This is a genomic window from Asaia sp. SF2.1 (assembly GCF_000505765.1).
GTDB lineage: Bacteria > Pseudomonadota > Alphaproteobacteria > Acetobacterales > Acetobacteraceae > Asaia > Asaia bogorensis.
Genome location: NZ_AYXS01000045.1, coordinates 63,802 through 80,998, shown reverse-complemented (window position 1 = coordinate 80,998; position 17,197 = coordinate 63,802). Strand labels below are relative to the sequence as shown.

The 17,197-nt window shown below is 61.2% G+C and carries 17 protein-coding genes; 7 read left to right on the top strand and 10 right to left on the bottom strand.

The window, feature by feature from the left end:
* The first annotated feature begins 123 nt into the window (after positions 1-123).
* Complete coding sequence (locus P792_RS32515) at positions 124-1,647, top strand: adenosine deaminase (protein ID WP_023979526.1); 1,524 nt, start codon at positions 124-126, stop codon at positions 1,645-1,647.
* Positions 1,647-2,786, top strand: a complete 1,140-nt coding sequence (locus P792_RS32510) for a purine nucleoside permease (protein ID WP_035440464.1) — start codon at positions 1,647-1,649, stop codon at positions 2,784-2,786. The genes P792_RS32515 and P792_RS32510 overlap by 1 nt, the downstream gene beginning before the upstream one ends.
* 148 nt (positions 2,787-2,934) lie before the next feature.
* On the opposite strand, the gene P792_RS32505 is transcribed toward P792_RS32510, so the two are convergent.
* Positions 2,935-3,750 (bottom strand): AraC family transcriptional regulator, encoded by an 816-nt coding sequence (locus P792_RS32505; RefSeq protein WP_023979524.1) that lies wholly within the window; start codon positions 3,748-3,750, stop codon positions 2,935-2,937.
* Positions 3,751-3,839: 89 nt separating this feature from the next.
* Here P792_RS32505 and P792_RS32500 point away from each other — a divergent pair, with 89 nt between their 5' ends.
* Positions 3,840-4,640, top strand: coding sequence for a class I SAM-dependent methyltransferase (locus P792_RS32500; protein WP_051395936.1), 801 nt, complete (start codon positions 3,840-3,842; stop codon positions 4,638-4,640).
* 102 nt (positions 4,641-4,742) lie between these two features.
* Here P792_RS32500 and P792_RS37710 read toward each other — a convergent pair whose 3' ends face one another.
* The 5 genes from P792_RS37710 to P792_RS32480 form a co-directional block, all read right to left on the bottom strand.
* Entirely contained in the window at positions 4,743-4,895 is a 153-nt protein-coding gene (locus P792_RS37710) for a hypothetical protein (protein WP_161630856.1), read from the bottom strand.
* 42 nt (positions 4,896-4,937) lie between these two features.
* Positions 4,938-5,399 carry a GAF domain-containing protein gene (locus P792_RS32495; RefSeq protein ID WP_023979520.1) on the bottom strand — a complete coding sequence of 154 codons (462 nt, stop codon included), beginning with the start codon at positions 5,397-5,399 and terminating at the stop codon, positions 4,938-4,940.
* A gap of 101 nt (positions 5,400-5,500) precedes the next feature.
* Positions 5,501-6,283 (bottom strand): sulfite exporter TauE/SafE family protein, encoded by a 783-nt coding sequence (locus tag P792_RS32490; RefSeq protein ID WP_235075505.1) that lies wholly within the window; start codon positions 6,281-6,283, stop codon positions 5,501-5,503.
* A 27-nt stretch (positions 6,284-6,310) separates the two neighbouring features.
* Entirely contained in the window at positions 6,311-7,912 is a 1,602-nt protein-coding gene (locus P792_RS32485) for a bifunctional protein tyrosine phosphatase family protein/NAD(P)/FAD-dependent oxidoreductase (RefSeq protein ID WP_023979518.1), read from the bottom strand.
* Positions 7,913-8,047: 135 nt separating this feature from the next.
* A complete protein-coding gene (locus P792_RS32480; RefSeq protein WP_023979517.1) occupies positions 8,048-8,974 on the bottom strand; it encodes an MBL fold metallo-hydrolase in 927 nt (308 codons plus the stop codon).
* A 163-nt stretch (positions 8,975-9,137) separates the two neighbouring features.
* Here P792_RS32480 and P792_RS32475 point away from each other — a divergent pair, with 163 nt between their 5' ends.
* The 3 genes from P792_RS32475 to P792_RS32465 all read left to right on the top strand — a co-directional run bounded on the left by P792_RS32475 (position 9,138) and on the right by P792_RS32465 (position 11,064).
* Entirely contained in the window at positions 9,138-9,779 is a 642-nt protein-coding gene (locus P792_RS32475; protein ID WP_035440436.1) for a peroxiredoxin, read from the top strand.
* Positions 9,776-10,141, top strand: coding sequence for a helix-turn-helix transcriptional regulator (locus tag P792_RS32470; protein ID WP_023979515.1), 366 nt, complete (start codon positions 9,776-9,778; stop codon positions 10,139-10,141). Before P792_RS32475 ends, P792_RS32470 begins: the two co-directional genes overlap by 4 nt.
* Before the next feature lie 122 nt (positions 10,142-10,263).
* The gene (locus P792_RS32465) at positions 10,264-11,064 is read left to right on the top strand and encodes a phosphatase PAP2 family protein (RefSeq protein WP_023979514.1); all 801 of its coding nucleotides are present in this window, start codon (positions 10,264-10,266) and stop codon (positions 11,062-11,064) included.
* A gap of 62 nt (positions 11,065-11,126) precedes the next feature.
* Here the strand turns inward: P792_RS32465 and cysC are convergent, their stop codons facing one another.
* The 4 genes from cysC to cysG all read right to left on the bottom strand — a co-directional run bounded on the left by cysC (position 11,127) and on the right by cysG (position 16,048).
* Positions 11,127-12,995 carry an adenylyl-sulfate kinase gene (gene cysC, locus P792_RS32460; RefSeq protein ID WP_181950285.1) on the bottom strand — a complete coding sequence of 623 codons (1,869 nt, stop codon included), beginning with the start codon at positions 12,993-12,995 and terminating at the stop codon, positions 11,127-11,129.
* Positions 12,996-13,010: 15 nt separating this feature from the next.
* Positions 13,011-13,805 carry a sulfate adenylyltransferase subunit CysD gene (cysD, locus tag P792_RS32455; RefSeq protein ID WP_023979512.1) on the bottom strand — a complete coding sequence of 265 codons (795 nt, stop codon included), beginning with the start codon at positions 13,803-13,805 and terminating at the stop codon, positions 13,011-13,013.
* 50 nt (positions 13,806-13,855) lie between these two features.
* A complete protein-coding gene (locus P792_RS32450) occupies positions 13,856-14,539 on the bottom strand; it encodes a phosphoadenylyl-sulfate reductase (protein ID WP_023979511.1) in 684 nt (227 codons plus the stop codon).
* Between the two features lie 93 nt (positions 14,540-14,632).
* Entirely contained in the window at positions 14,633-16,048 is a 1,416-nt protein-coding gene (gene cysG, locus P792_RS32445) for a siroheme synthase CysG (RefSeq protein WP_023979510.1), read from the bottom strand.
* A 310-nt stretch (positions 16,049-16,358) separates the two neighbouring features.
* On the opposite strand from cysG, the gene P792_RS32440 reads away from it, so the two are divergent.
* On the top strand, positions 16,359-17,126 hold the full coding sequence (locus tag P792_RS32440; RefSeq protein ID WP_023979509.1) for an SDR family oxidoreductase: 768 nt from the start codon (positions 16,359-16,361) through the stop codon (positions 17,124-17,126).
* Positions 17,127-17,197: the final 71 nt, after the last annotated feature.

The window sequence follows — 17,197 nt, the reverse complement described above, 5'->3', positions numbered from 1 at the left end:
CGATTTCTTCGAAGCCTTGTCGGGTGGCTCCCTCAGCCTCGTGCTGCCGTCATGCCGATAAAAGCGACATCCCGTGTGTTCGCGTGCTTGCAAAACCCAAAAGGTTTCGTCACGTTTCGCGGCATGTTGCCCCGCATCCTGCCCGCTTTCGCCCTTGCCGTTCCGCTCGTCTTTTCGTCTGCCTCTGCCCGCGCCGAGACAGCCGACACGCAGGCAACCTCGCGCATTTTCGATCATCTGCGTAATGACCCAGCGCGCCTGACCGTGTTTCTGCGCGGCTTTCCCAAGGGGGGCGATCTTCACAACCATCTGGCTGGTGCCATTCCGGCTGAAAGCTTCCTTGACTGGGCCGGTCAGGACGGCCTGTGCGTTTCTCTGGCGCAGGGACGAATCCTGCCCACCAAGTGCCGTCTGGCCACGCCGGGCGATATGCCCGCTTCCCAGCTTCGCACCCGACAGGACGCGCGCGAGCTCATGATCGATTCTCTTTCGATGCATGATTTCGTTCCCACGCCAGCAGACCGCTCCGGGCACGATCACTTTTTCTCGACTTTCGGGCGCTTTGCGCCGGTGCTTTCGGCCCACCAGGGCGCCATGCTTGCACAGGCGCGCGATCAGGCTGCGGCCGATCACGTGGTCTATCTGGAACTGATGATCTCACCCGCACTGGGCAGCATGGTGAAAGCTGGCGGCCAGCATCCCCTGCACGACCTCGACCTCGATGCCGCCCATGAGGCGCTTCATGATGAACGCCCCCGCCTCGTGGCCGAAGCGCGCCATGAGACGGATGAGATGGAGCATCAGGCGCGCGACATCCTGCAATGCGATACGCCTGCTGCCCATCCGGGTTGTGCTGTGACGGTGCGCTATCTGTTTCAGGCCATCAGGACCATGACCCCTCCCGAGGTGTTTGCGCAGCTCGATACGGGTTATGCACTTGCCCATGAAGACCCGCGCTTTGTCGGCCTGAACTTCGTCGCCCCTGAAGACGATGCCGTGGCAATGGCTGATTACGCCCTGCACATGCAGATGTTCGCAAAACTTGGCGCGCTCTATCCCGATGTGCGCCTGAGTCTCCACGCTGGCGAACTCACCCCCGCGCTGGTGCCTGTCACCGGGCTGCAGAGCCATATTCGTGATGCTGTCGAGATTGCTGGCGCAGACCGTATCGGCCACGGCGTGGACATCACATGGGAAAAAGACGCTGTGCGCCTGCTGGGTGAAATGGCCCAGCGCCGCGTCGCGGTGGAAATCAACCTGACCAGCAATGACCAGATCCTCGGGGTGAGCGGTGCCGCCCACCCGATGGGGCTGTATCGACGCGCCCATGTGCCGGTCGTGCTCTCGACCGATGATGAGGGCGTGTCCCGCAGCAATCTCACAGAGGCCTATGTCAGGGCGCTTTCAACCACCCCCCTGACCTATGCCGACCTCAAGACCATCTCGCGCAACAGCCTGACCTATGCCTTCATACCCGGCACCAGCCTGTGGGACGGAGATCACGTCATCACCCTGTGCAAGGCTCCGCAGAGCTTTGCCTGCGCCGATTTCCTGAAGAAAAGCCCCAAGGCGCGCCTTCAGCTTCAGCTCGAACAGAACTTCGCAGCCTTCGAAAACATCGTCAGCCACGAGCCCCTTTTCCTATGATGACACGCCCCAAAGGCCTTCGCCACCGCCTCGCCCTCTCCCTCTTCCTGTGCAGTGTTCCCGCGGGCCTGACCGCAGCTCCCGCCCATGCTGCCGGGCCGACAGCACTGGTCGCGGGTCATGCCTCTGCTGCCACCATCCCTGTGCGCGTTGTGGTTGTGACGACCTTTGAAATCGGCAAGGACACGGGCGACACACCGGGCGAATATCAGAACTGGATCGAGAAATTCCCGCTCAGCCAGACGCTTCCCGCCCCGGGCACTGACCATGAGGTCATGCATTACAACCCGGAGTTGCAGGTGCTTGCCATCGCTTCTGGCGAAGGCCCCGAGCATATGGCCTCTGCCATGACGGCGCTGCTGCTCGACCCACGTTTCGACCTGCGCCACAGCTATTTCGTGCTGGCTGGCATCGCGGGGATCGATCCCAATTTTGGTACGATCGGCTCCGCCGTCTGGGCACCCCGCGTCATCAATGGCGGGCTCTCCCATCTAATCGACCCGCGTGAAATTCCCAAGGACTGGCCTGACGGTTTCACGCCCGTACAGGGCAGTCGCCCCGACGAGACACCACGCCCACCCCTGCATTCCCTCTCAGGCGATATGCTCTACACCCTCAATCCCGGTCTCACCCGCTGGGCCTATGAGCTGACCCGTTCCGTTTCCCTGCCCGACAGCGAGGGCATGAAGCAGAGCCGCGCCCGCTATCACGGCTATGCCGCAGCGCAAAAGCCGCCTTCTGTCATGATGGGTGATACCATTTCGGGTGAGACCTTCTGGGTGGGCAAGCTCATGAATCGCTGGGCCGAGCGCTGGGTGCGCTACTGGACCGATAATCAGGGTGTGATGGCGACTACCGCCGAGGAAGATGTGGCCTTCTGTCAGGCTCTCGCCCTTCAGGCGAAGGCTGGGCGCGTCGATCCCGAACGCGCGCTCATCCTGCGCACTGCCAGCAATTTCGACATGCCCCCACCGGGCCAGACGGCCGCGCAGCTTCTCTCGGACGAAGCCAATGAGAAAGGCTACTCGGCCTTCATCCCGTCGGTGAACGCAGCCTATCAGATTGGCAGCATTGTCGTGCGCGACCTCGCCACGCACTGGGACCGCTACGAGAGCACACCACCGGGCGCGGCACATTAGAGTGGGTCCGGTCAGGATTCAGGCGAGGCCGTGACCATAAGTTTCCCCCACGCACCACCGGAGGGTCGTCGTCCTTCGGAAACGCCTGCGGGAAACCTGTTTCAGCAGGACCGGGTGGGATTACCTCCGTGCCGTTGAGCAACTCTGCCTAGCGTTCTTGCATCGCATGTGCCCTGAACCGTGCAGGAGTCAGACCAAAACGTTGATTGAAGGCCTTGGCGAAGGCGCTCAATGACGCATAACCGCACTCTGCGGCAACATCCGTCACACGCTGCCCCTGCCCCAGTTGCAGGGCCGCATGAAACAGGCGCGCCTGGGTCATCCAGCTTTGCCAGCCCATCCCGGTTTCAGCCTGAAAATGGCGCCGGAAACTGCGCTCCGACATGGCAGCACAGGCGCAAATCCGGGTCATCGTGGCCGATGCCGGGTCAAGCAATGCCGCATCGACAGCCCGTATCAATCGTGGGTGCCTTGGCATGGGCAAGGCGAGCCCAGCGGCAGGCGCTGCCTTGATCCGCTCATGGCAAAGCAGCGCGAGGGTATTGAAGAAGCTCTGCGCAAGCGCATCGGCCGATTGTGGTCCATCCGGCCAGCGCAGCGCGTAGAACATCATCTCGGTCAAGATCGGTGTCAGAGGAAATGTCGTCATCGCCTCGATAACAGTCTGCGCATCGTCCGGCGCAAGAAAGAAGGACATGCCGTCATGATTGCGGATCATGGTGCGATGGCGCGTCCTGGCTGGAATCCACAAGGCGTGGGCGGCAGGCAGGAGATAGCGCCCGTCTGGCCCTTCTATCTGCGTGGTACCGGCACGAGCGCAGATGATCTGGTGATAAGAATGCGCGTGCCAGTCATAGAAAATCGCATCGGTGGATTGCCGCAGAGCAAAGGATTTCTGCTGCGGCCTGTCGAGGCCTGCTTCGACCAGAACAGTCATGGTCTCTGTGCTGCTCAGAATTTTCATCTGGCCGGTTCCCGTCATTTTCTGGCCGAAGCACGTTAGTCGGCCATAAGCAATCCTCCTATCCTGTCAGGCAAGGAGAGGAAATCACCATGTCTTCATTGCCTGTAACCCCGCCCCCGAGCGGCGGCGCCCCTGACCCGCACAATACCACCGTCATACGGCAATTTACCCGATGGGCAGCCCCTTTCGCTGACCTCCCCATTCATGCCGAGGCGGAAAGCATGGCCCAGACCATGAAGGCCTGTGCGCCCGGCCCAGCCGTGAAGGCGCTGGATGTCGCCTGTGGGCCCGGCATCGTCAGCTGCGCGCTGGCAGAGGCAGGGGCCGAGGTGACCGGGTTGGATCTGACCCCCGCGATGATCGCACAGGCGAGCGCGCGTGCCGATCGGCTGGGCGTCAAAGCCTCTTTCCAGACCGGGAACGCAATGGCGCTGCCTTTTGAGGACGCACAATTTGATCTGGTGGTGACGCGTTACAGCTTCCATCACATGGAGACACCGCAAACCTGCCTTGCAGAAATGATCCGTGTCTGTCGTCTCGGCGGTCGGATTGTCGTCATCGATGCGACACCCGCTCCAGCCTGCCAGAGCCAATACGATCATGCCGAGAAACTGCGTGACCCCTCGCACACAACGGCTCTTACGCTCAGTCAGATCATGGCATTGGGTGATGAGGCAGGTCTGCACCACAGAGAGACCAGCCGCTACCGTCTGGAATCCCGCCTGAACGATCAGGTTGCCGAAGAAGATCGCGAGGCTCTCGCGTCCTTTTTCATGCAGGAGATTGCGAGCGGTGAGGACAGATCGGACATGGTGCCACGCCAGACAAAAGGCGGGATTGTTTTCAGCTTTCCGATTTCCATTGTCGTTTGGAACCGTCCGAGCGCCTGAGCCGGATGGCGATTGTCTTGCAACACGCGATCCGAATGGAAGCGCAGGAGACGTTCAATCAACAGGAGGATGCGATGCCGCCGCAGCCGCGCTCATATGGCCTCAGCTGAGCGGCGCGGCGGTGACGGGGTCGAGGCTGACAGGCACACGATCGGGATTGGCCCTCTCGGCAGGGTAGAGCCACGGCTGAAAGCCATAGAAAGCCCCCTCGCCCGCCTCTCTCATCCTCAGCAATACCCCTGCCGGACTGCGCACATGACCTTTCCCTCAAGATCAGGCCGCGCGCGCAATCCCGCGTCAGGCTTTGAGCAGAAGAGTAACAACGCGCTCCAGCACAGCCTGCTCGGCATCGCCAAAACGCGCCTGTTCGGGGCTGTCGATGTCGAGTACGCCCAGCAATTCACCGTCTCTGACCAGAGGCAGAACGATTTCCGACGCAGATGCCGCATCGCAAGCAATATGCCCGGGGAAGCTGTGGACATCATCGATACGCTGGATACTGCGTTCGCTGGCAGCCTTGCCACATACCCCGCGGCCCAGCGCAATGCGGGTACAGGCTACACGCCCCTGAAACGGCCCCAGAACCAGTTCGCCCTTACGCCGCAGATAGAACCCTGCCCAGTTGATGCGCGGGAGTGCCTCAAAGAGAACTGCTGCAATATTGGCCATATTCGCGATCATGTCGCTTTCGGCCGCCACCAGCCCCTCCACTGCCGATAGGATATCGTCTTGCGTCAGTCTGGTATCAGGCGCGCTCATGGGGGTTCATCTTTCCGGGCATATTTCAAAGACGCCGCATGGCGCCTCAGGGTAGGGGCGAGACCCTCTGAAGGCGCGCACAGAACAAAATGCCTGCGCTTTCAGAGTGTGCGATAGGCGATATAGGCCGCCACGACAAAGATGAGGCCAGCGAAGAGAAGTTTCAACGTGGCACCGGACCCTTTACCGAGGCGGCTGGCCAGTTTCGTCCCCACCAGGCATCCGACAACGCCCCCCATGATGAACCACAGGGCCAAAGGCCAGTCCACAAGGCCCGAAAGCGCATAGCTGGCAGACGTCGTCACACCAAAAGCCGCAACAGCCACAAGTGAGGTGCCCACGGCATTGAGGACAGGCATATGCGTTGCCGCCATCAGTGCCGGTACAATCAGGAACCCGCCGCCGATACCAAAAAATCCGGACAGCCCGCCCGTACACAGGCCAAACAGGCCAACCTTCCAGACATTGTCACGATTGCACGCTGCCCCCGGTATGCCCTCGTCGTGACGGCCACGGATCATCGCGATCCCGACAAGCACCATGAGTCCTGCAAACAGCATCAGAAGTCGCTGTCCATCCATCGCCTTGCCGAGCTGCGCCCCAAGCGCCGCGCCAATCATCCCGGCAGGCGCGAAGAAACCGGCGCAGCGCCATTTAACCGTGTGCTCACGCGCATGGCTGAGCAGACCTGCCAGCGCGTTGATCGCGACAGCAAAAGCGCTCGTGCCAATCGCGATATGGGGGTTACGCACCCCCACAACATAGATCAGCAGCGGGACAGCCAGAATGGACCCACCGCCGCCGATAAGGCCCAGAACCAGACCAACCAGACTCCCGCATGCCAGAGCAGGGACAGACGAGGCACACATGAACGCGTCAGGCATGAACGGGGTCGACAGCATTGGTTGAGATCAGCCCCCGGTCTTGCGGGCGGGTCGCACCAGAAACTCGCGTCCCTTCAGCATGAAATCCCAATACAGGCGCGGCATGATCTTTTCCTTGAGAAACCACGCCAGGCGTGTGGGCTTCTTGCCATCAAGCAGCCAGCCCGGCAGGGTCGGGAGCAGCTTGCCGCCATAGCCGAACTCGGCCAGTACAATCTTGCCGCGCTCAACCGTCAGCGGACAGCCGCCGTAACCGTCATACAACGCATCCGGCTTGCGTCCGGAAAGCTGGGCAATCAGGTTCTCGACCACCACAGGTGCCTGTTTGCGCGCAGCGGCAGCCGTCTTGGCGTTGCTTGTGCCGGCCACGTCACCCACAGCGAAAACATTCGCATATTGCGTGTGCTGCATCGTATCCGGATGAACCGACACAAAGCCATCAGCGCCAGCAAGCGACGAGGAACGAATGACATCGGGCGCGGTCTGGGGGGGCACGACATGCAGCATGTCGAATGCGCGTTCGACACGCTCCGTGCCGGCTTCCGTAACGCGCTCGAAGGTTGCAACCTTGCGCTCGCCATCGACCGCTACCAGTCGTGACTTGAGGTTGAGGTCAATGCTGTAGCCCTTGATGTAATCCATCAGGGCCGGTACGAAATCAGCCACGCCAAACAGGCTGGGCGTCGCTGTATCGAACTCGACCTGCACACGACCCAGCACCCCACGACGACGCCAGGCATCGCAGGCGAGATACATGGCCTTTTGGGGCGCCCCTGCACATTTGATCGGCATGGGCGGCTGGGTGAACAGCGCCTTGCCCTCTTCAAGCTTGCTCACCAGCTCCCAGGTATAGGGGGCGAGATCGTAGCGATAATTCGACGTGACGCCATTCTTGCCCAGTGTCTCGGCAAGCCCAGGAATAGCAGCCCAGTCGAGTTTGAGCCCGGTCGCCACAACAAGCGCCTCATAGGCAATCTGGGTCCCATCACCCAGCTCGATACGGTTCTGCTCCGGCAGGAAGGCCGTGACGGCCTGACGGATCCAGTTGGCGCGCGCCGGGATGAGCCCGACTTCGGAACGACGCGTCTGCTGAGCCGTGAAGACACCCCCGCCCACAAGCGTCCAGCCCGGCTGGTAGTAATGCTCGGTCGAGGGTTCGACAACAGCGACCAGCAGCCCCGGCCGACGACGCAGCAGGCTTGCTGCGCAGGCGAGACCACCCGCGCCACCACCGACCACAACAACATCGAAGCGCTGGGCGCCAGCGGGCTTCTCTTCTTTCTGGGTCGAAGCCAACTCGTAAAGATCAGCCGCACGTCGGCCAGAGCGGCAATAGGCAAGAACCTTGCCCGTGTTGTCAGGCCCGGTCATCTCGGCCAGGGTCTGACGCATGACCGAGACACTATGCGCATCGGGCGTAGCCCCCATACGCACCGGGATATAGGCAAAAGCCAGTCCGCATTTCTCCGCCGCCACACCCAGATCGGCCACGCCGGGCTGATCCTTTTCCTCACCATCGGGACGGGTGCAGATAATGCCGCTGAAGCCCTGCTCCTTGAGCGCGGGCAGATCTTCCACCCTGATCTGGGGCGATACGGCGAAATGGGCCGTCAGGAAACGAAGGGACATGAGTTTGCCTTTCTCTTCTGGGGCTAAGTGCCGAGCCGGGTTGATGCGCGTCGGCAGGGTGCTGCGTTCTGTAACGGACGGGGTTCAACAAGGTGCTGTGCAGGCCATTCAGGCTGGATACCGCACAACGCCCTCTCAAAGCTTGTCGAGCGGTATCTTGATATAACGCGTACCGTTCTCTTCCGGCTCCGGCAGTCGCCCCCCGCGCATATTGATCTGGACCGAGGGCATAATGAGATTGGGCAGGCTCAAAGTCGCATCACGTTTCGTGCGCATCTCGACGAATTCGTCCTCGGTCACACCGTCATGCACGTGCAGGTTGCTGTCGCGCTGTGCTCCAATGGTGGTTTCCCAGGCAAACCAGTCACGTCCGGGCGCCTTGTAATCATGACACAGGAAGAGGCGCGTCTCACGCGGCAGGGAAAGCAGGCGACGGATGGAGCGATAAAGCTGCCTCGCATCGCCACCGGGGAAATCAGCGCGGGCTGTTCCGAAATCGGGCATGAAGAGCGTATCACCGATGAAGGCGCAGTCACCGATCACGAACGCCATATCGGCTGGGGTGTGCCCCGGCACGTGCAGCGCAATCGCCTCGATTCCACCAATTCTGAAACGCTCACCATCACGGAACAGATGATCGAACTGTGAGCCATCCCGTGCAAAGCGCGTACCGGCATTGAAGATCTTGCCGAACACCTCCTGAACATGGGTGATCTCGGCACCTATGGCGAGCTTGCCTCCCAACTGCTCCTGCAGCCACGGCGCTGCCGACAGGTGATCGGCATGGGCGTGGGTCTCGAGCTGCCAGGTCACGGTCAGGGACTCAGCGCGGATATACTCAAGAATGGCCTGAGCGCTTGATGACCCGGTACGACCGGAAGCGGGGTCATAATCGAGCACGCTGTCGATAATCGCCGCTTCGCGGGTACGGGGGTCGTGCACGACGTGCGAGGCCGTGAAAGTTGTTTCGTCGAAGAAGCTGCGCACCACCGGGCACGGCGACTGGCCCGCTCTGGTGGCCTCGATCTGACTGGCTGCCTGGGCAATCGTTGCGTCATCCATCATGCGCGCTCCGCTGAACTGATCGTGAATTACATATTTGCTGAATATGATATTTCTCGATTTATGTAATTGTGATAGTTGCTCCCGTCAAGGACAACACAGGCACCCAACGTTAAATCGTGAATCGGCTGGCACCGATGCCGATTAACGACGCAGGAGATGAATGATGATGCAAGAACAGGCACAGACACCCCCGCGTCTCGGTACCCTCGCCCCAAATTTCCGCGCCCGCACGACATTGGGCCCCCTCACACTCAGTGATTTCAGGGGACGATGGGTTGTGCTTTTTTCGCACCCCGCCGATTTCACGCCGGTCTGCACCAGTGAGTTCGTCGCCTTTGCAAAGGCCCAGCCACAATTCGATCAGCTCGGCTGTCAGCTGATCGGCCTTTCCGTCGACTCGCTGTCGTCCCATCTGGCCTGGATCAACGCCATCGGGCGCGATCTCGATACCGAAATCGGCTTCCCGGTGGTGGAGGATCCCTCCATGGCCGTTGCGCGAGCCTACGGCATGCTTGATGCGACTGCTCAGGACAGCAGTACAGTGCGTTCGACCTACATCATCGACCCCGATGGACGGATACAGGCCATTCTGGTTTATCCGCTCTGCGTGGGTCGCTCGGTGAGCGAGATTCTTCGCACAGTAACGGCGCTGCAGCGCGCCGCGCATGGCGATGCCCTGACGCCGGAGAACTGGCAGCCAGGGGGTGCCATCTTCCGCCCCCCCTCGCTCACCGTGGCGGAAATGAACGCACCATGCGAGCAGCCCTGGTTTCACTGCCTGCAGAAAGATGACGGGCGATGAAGGTCATGAACGGCCAGCATATGGCTCAACTTGTCGAGCGCCTTCGCCTTTATGGGCAGGCTCAGCGCCTGTCGATCCTGTCCGTCCTGAGCGAGGCTCCCTATACCGTGGCTGAAATTGAGGCCCGTACCGGAATCGGCCAGCCCGCCCTGTCGCAACAGTTGGGCGAATTGCGTCGCGCCGGTATCATCGCCTCCAGCCGCGCTGCCCGCGAGGTGATCTACGATTTTGCCTCACCAGCAGAGCGCATTCGGACTGCAACCGTCCTCGGATTGCTTGAGGACAGGGAAACACCCTCACTCGCTCCAGCTACCGCCGAACCGCCGCGCTATGGGGCTCATTTCGCGTCGATTTTGCCTTGAATGCCTCTCTGGTGACGTTGCAGGAGAGCGTCACAACACATCCTGCCCGCTGAGACAGTTTCGCGAATCTTCCAATCCTGATAACAGCCATTCGTATCTCATATGAAACGAACAGGCTCGACATGACCCCTCCCATATCCGGTCGGAATTCCTTTGTCCGGGGCGGTTTTCTGCTCTGCCTTCTCGCTTCGTGCACCACGGCACCCACCCAGCCTCTCGATACCGCCCATCTGCCGGATGAGCGTCTGGCCCTTGCAACCCCGCCATCGGTCGGGCTGGCCTCGCAAGGTGATGACGACCGCATTTTCGCACGCACACGCGCGCTGAAGGGCTCGCCACGCTGGGCACTCGCGCAAAGCGATGCTGATTTGCGCCCTGCCCCCTTCCTCAAGGGCTTTTCCTGTGCGGCAGGCTTTACGATCGATATTTTCCAGGCCCCGACTCTGGCGCGCATCCTCGATATGATGGCCAAGGCCGAAAGCGGCAGAACGTCGGAAGAAAAGCGTTACTGGAAGCGCAAGCGTCCCTTCATCGGCAATGATGCGCCCATCTGCGTTGCGCGTGATGAGAGACTGGCGAAAAGCCCGTCTTACCCGTCGGGTCATACCATCGCCGGCTATTCCACCGCACTTGTCCTCTCCGCACTTCTGCCGGAACGCAGCGCAGAACTACTGCAACGTGGCCGTGTCGTTGGAGAAAGCCGCATCATATGCGGCGTGCATTGGGCGTCGGATGTCGCTGCGGGCTATCAGGCGGCCGGGGCCTTTGCCGTTGCCACTCTTGAAAATCCGGCTATTCGGGCCCTGATGCCAAAGGCCCGTGAAGAGCTCCTTGCCATGCAGGCGGAGAAAACCCGCCCGGACGAGGCACGCTGCGCTCTGGAAGCTGAAGCGGCCACCCACTCGCCGTTTACGGATGATTGAGCGAACCGCCTTATGGACAAAAGAAAAGATCAGGCGACCCGAAAAATCGCCTGATCCGCTCTTTACGCGATGATCACACCGCACACGAAGGACGCGAAACCCTGCACCGTTCCGTCCAGGGCCCCGAGCGTTTCAAGGCGCATTGCCGGGTTAGCCGGTGTTTCATAAGGCGCACTGACGCCCGTGAAATCTGCAATCTTCCCGGCTCTCGCTGCGGCATAGAGCCCTTTCGGGTCACGGGACTCACAGATTTCCACCGCCGTATCCACATGGATCTCGTGGAAGCCCTCACCCACGATCTGCGCCGCAAGCGCACGGTCCTCGATCAGAGGGGAGACAAGAGCCACGATAACAGCCTGCCCACTCTCTGCCAGAATACGCGCCACATGGGCAGCGCGACGGATATTCTCGCGCCGATCTTCTGGCGAGAAGCCGAGATCGCTGCACAGACCGGCGCGCAGCGTGTCGCCATCGAGCACTGTCGTACGAATTCCAGCCGCGACCAGATCGGTCTCGACCGCCCGGGCAATTGTGCTCTTGCCCGAACCCGGCAGGCCAGTCAGCCAGAACACAGCGCCCTTGTGACCATGCAGAGACTCGCGCTGAGCAGCAGTCACCTTGCTGGCTGTCGGGTGAATGGCATGAACACCATCCGGCAGTTCAGCAGCCCCAAGCAATGGCGCACCGCCCACGATGCGCTGGAAACGATCCACCAGCACACCACGCCCATCGCTGTAACCTGGTGAGAACGGATCGAACAGGATGGCATGAGAGGCCACCAGGGTGATCTCGGCAAAACCATCCGGCGGCACCTCGTCACCGGGCGAGAGCGTGAGATCATCAAGGTTCACCACGGCATCGATCGAGGCGACCGTCACATCATGTTCGGCTGTGGCCAGACGCAGGGTGAAGCTCTCACCCACACGCAGGGGCTCACCACGCAGCCAGAAGAGACGCGTGCGCACGCGCGCTGTGCGGATCGGTGCCGCCCCATTTTCCTGCGCCGGATAAAGCAGATCCCCACGATCCGGCACCAGATCGGGCTCCAGACGCAACGCGATGGACTCTCCTGCTCCCGCGACAGGATTTTCCGGCGCATGCCAGCGGCAGATTTCTGCAACTGTAGCCTGCTGACCCTGTGAGCCGATCATGATGCGATCGCCTGCGCGTATGACACCGCGTTCGATCCGCCCGGCGACATAGCGCACATCGTCAAAGCGATAGACATCCTGCACAGGCATACGGAAATCGAGAGCCAGGCGTGATGCCGGTGCCGGTACGGCTGCCAGAGCCTCAACCAGCGTCGGCCCCGTATACCAGGGCGCACGCTCCGAGCGGCTGGCAATGTTATCACCATCCCGAGCGGAGGCCGGTACGAAGGCCTCAACCGTGATTTCGAGACGACCCAGCAAGTCGCGCACATCGGCTTCGGCCTGGGCAATCTTCGCCTGATCGAAATCCAGCAGATCGGATTTGTTGAGCAGCACGATCACATGACGGATGCCGATCAGGCGCAGGAGCATCGCATGACGACGCGTCTGCTCCTGAGCGCCTTCAAGCGCATCCACCACCAGCACGGCGGCCTCGGCGTCAGCGGCACCGGTGATCATGTTACGCAGAAACTGGCGATGGCCGGGCGCATCGACAATAACGAACTCGCGCCCGCCCAGATGAAAAGGAATACGGGTGGAATCGACGGTTACGCCCTGATCGCGCTCGATCTGAAGCGAGTCGAGCAGGAAGCTCCATTCGACAGCAAGGCCGCGCTTGCGACTGCTCTCGACAATCTGAGCGAGCTTGCCGTCCTGCAGGCTGTCCGTGTCGTAAAGCAGACGGCCGATAAGCGTCGATTTGCCGTGATCGACATGGCCAACAATAACGATCGGCGTGGCAGCTGCGCGCAGCGAGGCAGGGAGGTCGTTGTTTTTCATGATTTCGCCCATGGCTCAGAGATAACCCGCAACACGCAGACGCTCGAACGCGTCTTCCGATTCATGATCCATCGCGCGACCGGCACGCTCGGATGTCTTGCTGTTTTCAAGCTCGGCAATCACCTCGGCGAGAGTCGAGGCATTGCTGTCGATGGGGCTCGTGATGTCCTGGTCACCCAGCGAGCGGTAACGCTTGCCATTCTTCGCAAAATACAGATCGACCAGCGGGATGTTCTCGCGCTCGATATAGCGCCAGATATCGATTTCGCGCCACGACAGCAGCGGATGCACACGGATATGCATCCCGTCCTCATAGGGAGTGGCGTACTGGTCCCAGAATTCCGGCGGCTGATTGCGTACATCCCAGCGATGACCCGCCCCACGCGGGCTGAACACGCGCTCCTTGGCGCGGGTCGCCTGCTCGTCACGGCGGATACCGGCAATGACGCCGCGCAGCTTGTGCTTTTCAATCAGGCTGGCCAGACCGGCGGTCTTGCGCGCTGCAGAGCGCGCCGCAGGCGGCAGGGACGGATCGATTTCCTCAACCGGCGGGCAATCGCCGAGCATCAGGTCGAGGTTCCATTTCTTGGTGTATTCCTCGCGAAAGGCATACATCTCAGGGAATTTCTTGCCCGTATCGACATGCATGACCGGAAACGGCACGCGGCCCATGAACGCCTTGCGCGCCAGCCAGACCATGACATTGCTGTCCTTGCCCAGAGACCAGAGCAGGGAGAGCGGACGCAGCTTGCGATAGGCCTCGCGCAGAATGAAGATGCTCTGCGCCTCAAGCTGATCGAGGTCATCCATGGCACGCGGCGTGGCGAGGGTGGGGGACGCCAAACTCATTTTATGCTCCGTTATCGCGCTGGCAGGTGAATGCCGCATTCGGTTTTGGTCTGGCCGGCCCAGCGTCCGGCTCTGGGGTCCTCACCTTCAGCCACGGCCCGTGTGCAGGGCGCACAGCCGATGGATTTGAAACCGAGGGCCGTCAGGGGGTGACGCGGCAAATCACGCCGGGTCATTTCGCTTGCGATGCGCTCGCGCGTCCAGGAGGCAAGCGGATTGATCTTGGCTCGCCCGTCCGCAAGCGGCTCGAAGACGGCCATCGAGGCGCGTGTCGCTGCCTGACCGCGTTTGCGCCCGGTTATCCACGCATCGAAATCGTTCAATGCGTCATCCATAGGCTCGACCTTGCGCAAGGCGCAGCAGGCATCCGGGTCGAAATCGGCCAGCATGTCCTGTGGATCACGATCATGCAGAGCCTTGGCCGAGGGCGCGATATTCACAACCCCGGTCAGTCCAAGGTGATCGATCAGGGCATCACGATAGCTCAGCGTCTCGGGGAAATGGCGCTTGGTATCGAGAAAGAATATCGGAAAATCGCGGTCGATATCGGCTACCAGAGCAAGAAGCAGCGCGGATTCGGCCCCAAAGGACGAGACAAGCGCCATACGCCCTGAAAGCACCTCCATGGAGCGCTCTAGGATTGCTTCCTCGCCGGTCGTTTCAAGGATCTGCCGTTCGGTCTGGGTCAGGGCCATGACTGGTTAAATCCACACTGAAAAATCGCTTATTGCGCCATTACGCTCGACATAATACCTCAGACAACACCGTGCAATGGGTAAACTACGAACTCACGCTTCTTTATGGTGAATTGCTTTCCCATGCCCCGAGCGGCGGTGGTTCACCACCTCCCCCACGAGGGTGAGCGCCGGGCTCGCCACATTGCGCTCGATAACCAACGCAGGCAGCGTCGCAAGCGTTGCCACATGCACGCGCTGGTCATGACGCGTGCCATGCTCGATTACAGCGGCGGGCCAGTCGGCGGGCAGGCCATGGGCCTGAAGCTGGGCGCAGAGATCCGCCATCGGCGCGAGCCCCATATAGATGGCGAGTGTCTGCCCTTTCTTGGCCAGACTCGACCAATCCAGATTGAGCGTTCCATCGGCGCGGGCGTGACCGGTGACAAACACACAGCTCTGTGCGCAGTCCCGATGCGTCAGCGGGATTCCCGCCGCCGCGCCACACCCACTGGCTGCCGTGATGCCGGGGATGACGCGCACAGTGACGCCGGCATCCACCAGCGCCTCCATTTCCTCACCACCACGCCCGAAAATGAACGGATCGCCTCCCTTCAGGCGCAGAACGCGTTCACCCGCTCTGGCGCGACGTATCAGCTCGTCATTGATCCCTTCCTGCGGCAGGGTGTGGTGGCTGCGCTTCTTGCCAACGAACACACGCTCTGCGTCACGCCGTACACGGTCCATGATCGCGGGCGGGATCAACTGGTCATACAGGACGGTGTCGGCATTCTGCATCAGGCGCAGGGCCGCCAGCGTGAGAAGGTCCGGATCACCCGGCCCGGCACCGACCAGCCAGACCTCGCCTTCTCTCGGCACGCCACCCAGGCTGCGTTCGAGACTGGCTCTTGCAGCCTCATCCTCTCCCCTAAGGGCCTGCTCGGCACCCGTGCCATCGACAAAATCCTCCCATGCCCGTCGCCGGATCATGGTGTCGGGCTGAGCGCGGCGTATCCAAACGCGCTGCGCCTGCATGAAGCGCGCTAGGCGCGAGAGCCCTTCGGGAAGCAGCGACTCGATCTGGGTGCGCAGGCGCCGGGCCAGTACGGGCGCCGCGCCATTGGTCGAGATCGCAATCTGGACCGGGGTCCGGTCAATAATGGCAGGGGTGATGAAAGTGGATGGCTCAGGATCGTCAACGACGCAGATATTCACCCCCTGTTCGCGCGCCTGTGCTGCAATGACGCGATTGAACGCAGCATCCTCGGTGGCTGCGAAAACAATGCGCATCTCCCTCAACAACGCACTGATACGATGCGCTTCCAGCGCCCCGCCGAGATGGGTGACCTTGCCGCTGTCGATCGCCTGGCGGATTTCGATGTCATGAACCGGACCGATCTGGGCGATATCATCACAGCGCCCAAGAAGCAGGCGCAGCTTGTTGGCGGCCACCTGCCCGCCCCCGATTACGAGAGCGCGGCCATCATCGAGGCGCAGGGCGATAGGGAGATAGGTCGCTTCCTTGGTCATTTCTCCTGTATGGCGTGCCCTATGCGCCGCGCCAAGATCGGCCGCGACACAGGCCCGCTTGCTGGCCCCGACACGGGCACCCGAAAACCCTTCGGACATACGCCCCTGTCATCCCCTCCCGTGATGTGACGACGGTGCAGGCAAAGGATGGCTGAAAGAAACCACACGAAAATGTCGGCTGGGCAGTCTGAGCATCCCTGATACCATGCCCAGCATATGAGCGGCTCGAAACGATAATGTGTTCAGCGAGCCGCCAGATCATGTCCGCCCCGACAGTCACGGGCCGGACTGTCCAGAGAAGGATCCAGCCATGTCCGAGCCCGCCCTTTTTTCCCTCAAGGGCAAGCGCGCCCTCATCACTGGCGCCTCGCGCGGCATCGGCTTTACGCTCGCGCAGGGTCTGGGGCGCTACGGGGCTGAAATCATTCTCAACGGGCGTGATCCGGCACATCTCGATTCTGCACGGGCCCGCCTGGAGGGCGAGGGCATTGTGACACGCGGCAGCGTTTTCGATGTCACCAATCAGGATCAGGTCATTGCAGGTGTCGAGGCGATCGAGGCCGAAGGTCCGATCGATATCCTGATCAACAACGCCGGCATCCAGTTCCGCTCGCCTCTCGACCAGTTTCCACGTGCCGAGTGGGACCGCCTGATTTCCACTAATCTCAGCTCGGTGTTTTTTGTCGCCCAGGCGGTCTCGAAAGGCATGATCACGCGTGGGCGCGGCAAGATCATCAACATCTGTTCTGTGCAGAGCGAGCTGGCGCGTCCCGGCATCGCCCCCTACACCGCAGCCAAAGGGGCCGTGAAAATGCTCACCAAGGGCATGGCGACCGACTGGGCACGGCACGGGCTGCAGATCAACGGGCTCGCCCCGGGGTATTTCGAAACAGAGATGAACGCAGCCCTTGTTGCCGATCCGGCCTTCTCCTCATGGTTGTGCCAGCGCACCCCCGCGGCACGATGGGGCAAGAGCGAGGAACTGGTAGGCGCTGCTGTGTTTCTCGCCTCCGAGGCCTCGAGCTTCGTTAATGGGCATATACTGACTGTTGACGGGGGTTTGACGGCATCCGTGTAATCGGCCCCGGATTCTGTATTTACGCTTTCACGTTCAGGGGGCTATGACTGAACCGGATCAAGCGGGCTCAT

Bases quoted from the DNA above. Each gene is read 5' to 3' on its own strand.
- P792_RS32510 (WP_035440464.1), top strand. From the start codon at position 1,647: ATGACACGCCCCAAAGGCCTTCGCCACCGCCTCGCCCTCTCCCTCTTC.
- P792_RS32475 (WP_035440436.1), top strand. From the start codon at position 9,138: ATGATGATGCAAGAACAGGCACAGACACCCCCGCGTCTCGGTACCCTC.
- P792_RS32500 (WP_051395936.1), top strand. From the start codon at position 3,840: ATGTCTTCATTGCCTGTAACCCCGCCCCCGAGCGGCGGCGCCCCTGAC.
- P792_RS32470 (WP_023979515.1), top strand. From the start codon at position 9,776: ATGAAGGTCATGAACGGCCAGCATATGGCTCAACTTGTCGAGCGCCTT.
- P792_RS32490 (WP_235075505.1), bottom strand. From the start codon at position 6,283: ATGCCTGACGCGTTCATGTGTGCCTCGTCTGTCCCTGCTCTGGCATGC.
- P792_RS32450 (WP_023979511.1), bottom strand. From the start codon at position 14,539: ATGGCCCTGACCCAGACCGAACGGCAGATCCTTGAAACGACCGGCGAG.
- cysC (WP_181950285.1), bottom strand. From the start codon at position 12,995: ATGAAAAACAACGACCTCCCTGCCTCGCTGCGCGCAGCTGCCACGCCG.
- P792_RS32505 (WP_023979524.1), bottom strand. From the start codon at position 3,750: ATGAAAATTCTGAGCAGCACAGAGACCATGACTGTTCTGGTCGAAGCA.
- P792_RS32485 (WP_023979518.1), bottom strand. From the start codon at position 7,912: ATGTCCCTTCGTTTCCTGACGGCCCATTTCGCCGTATCGCCCCAGATC.
- P792_RS32465 (WP_023979514.1), top strand. From the start codon at position 10,264: ATGACCCCTCCCATATCCGGTCGGAATTCCTTTGTCCGGGGCGGTTTT.
- P792_RS32495 (WP_023979520.1), bottom strand. From the start codon at position 5,399: ATGAGCGCGCCTGATACCAGACTGACGCAAGACGATATCCTATCGGCA.
- P792_RS32515 (WP_023979526.1), top strand. From the start codon at position 124: ATGTTGCCCCGCATCCTGCCCGCTTTCGCCCTTGCCGTTCCGCTCGTC.
- cysG (WP_023979510.1), bottom strand. From the start codon at position 16,048: ATGACCAAGGAAGCGACCTATCTCCCTATCGCCCTGCGCCTCGATGAT.
- P792_RS32440 (WP_023979509.1), top strand. From the start codon at position 16,359: ATGTCCGAGCCCGCCCTTTTTTCCCTCAAGGGCAAGCGCGCCCTCATC.
- cysD (WP_023979512.1), bottom strand. From the start codon at position 13,805: ATGGATGACCTCGATCAGCTTGAGGCGCAGAGCATCTTCATTCTGCGC.
- P792_RS32480 (WP_023979517.1), bottom strand. From the start codon at position 8,974: ATGGATGACGCAACGATTGCCCAGGCAGCCAGTCAGATCGAGGCCACC.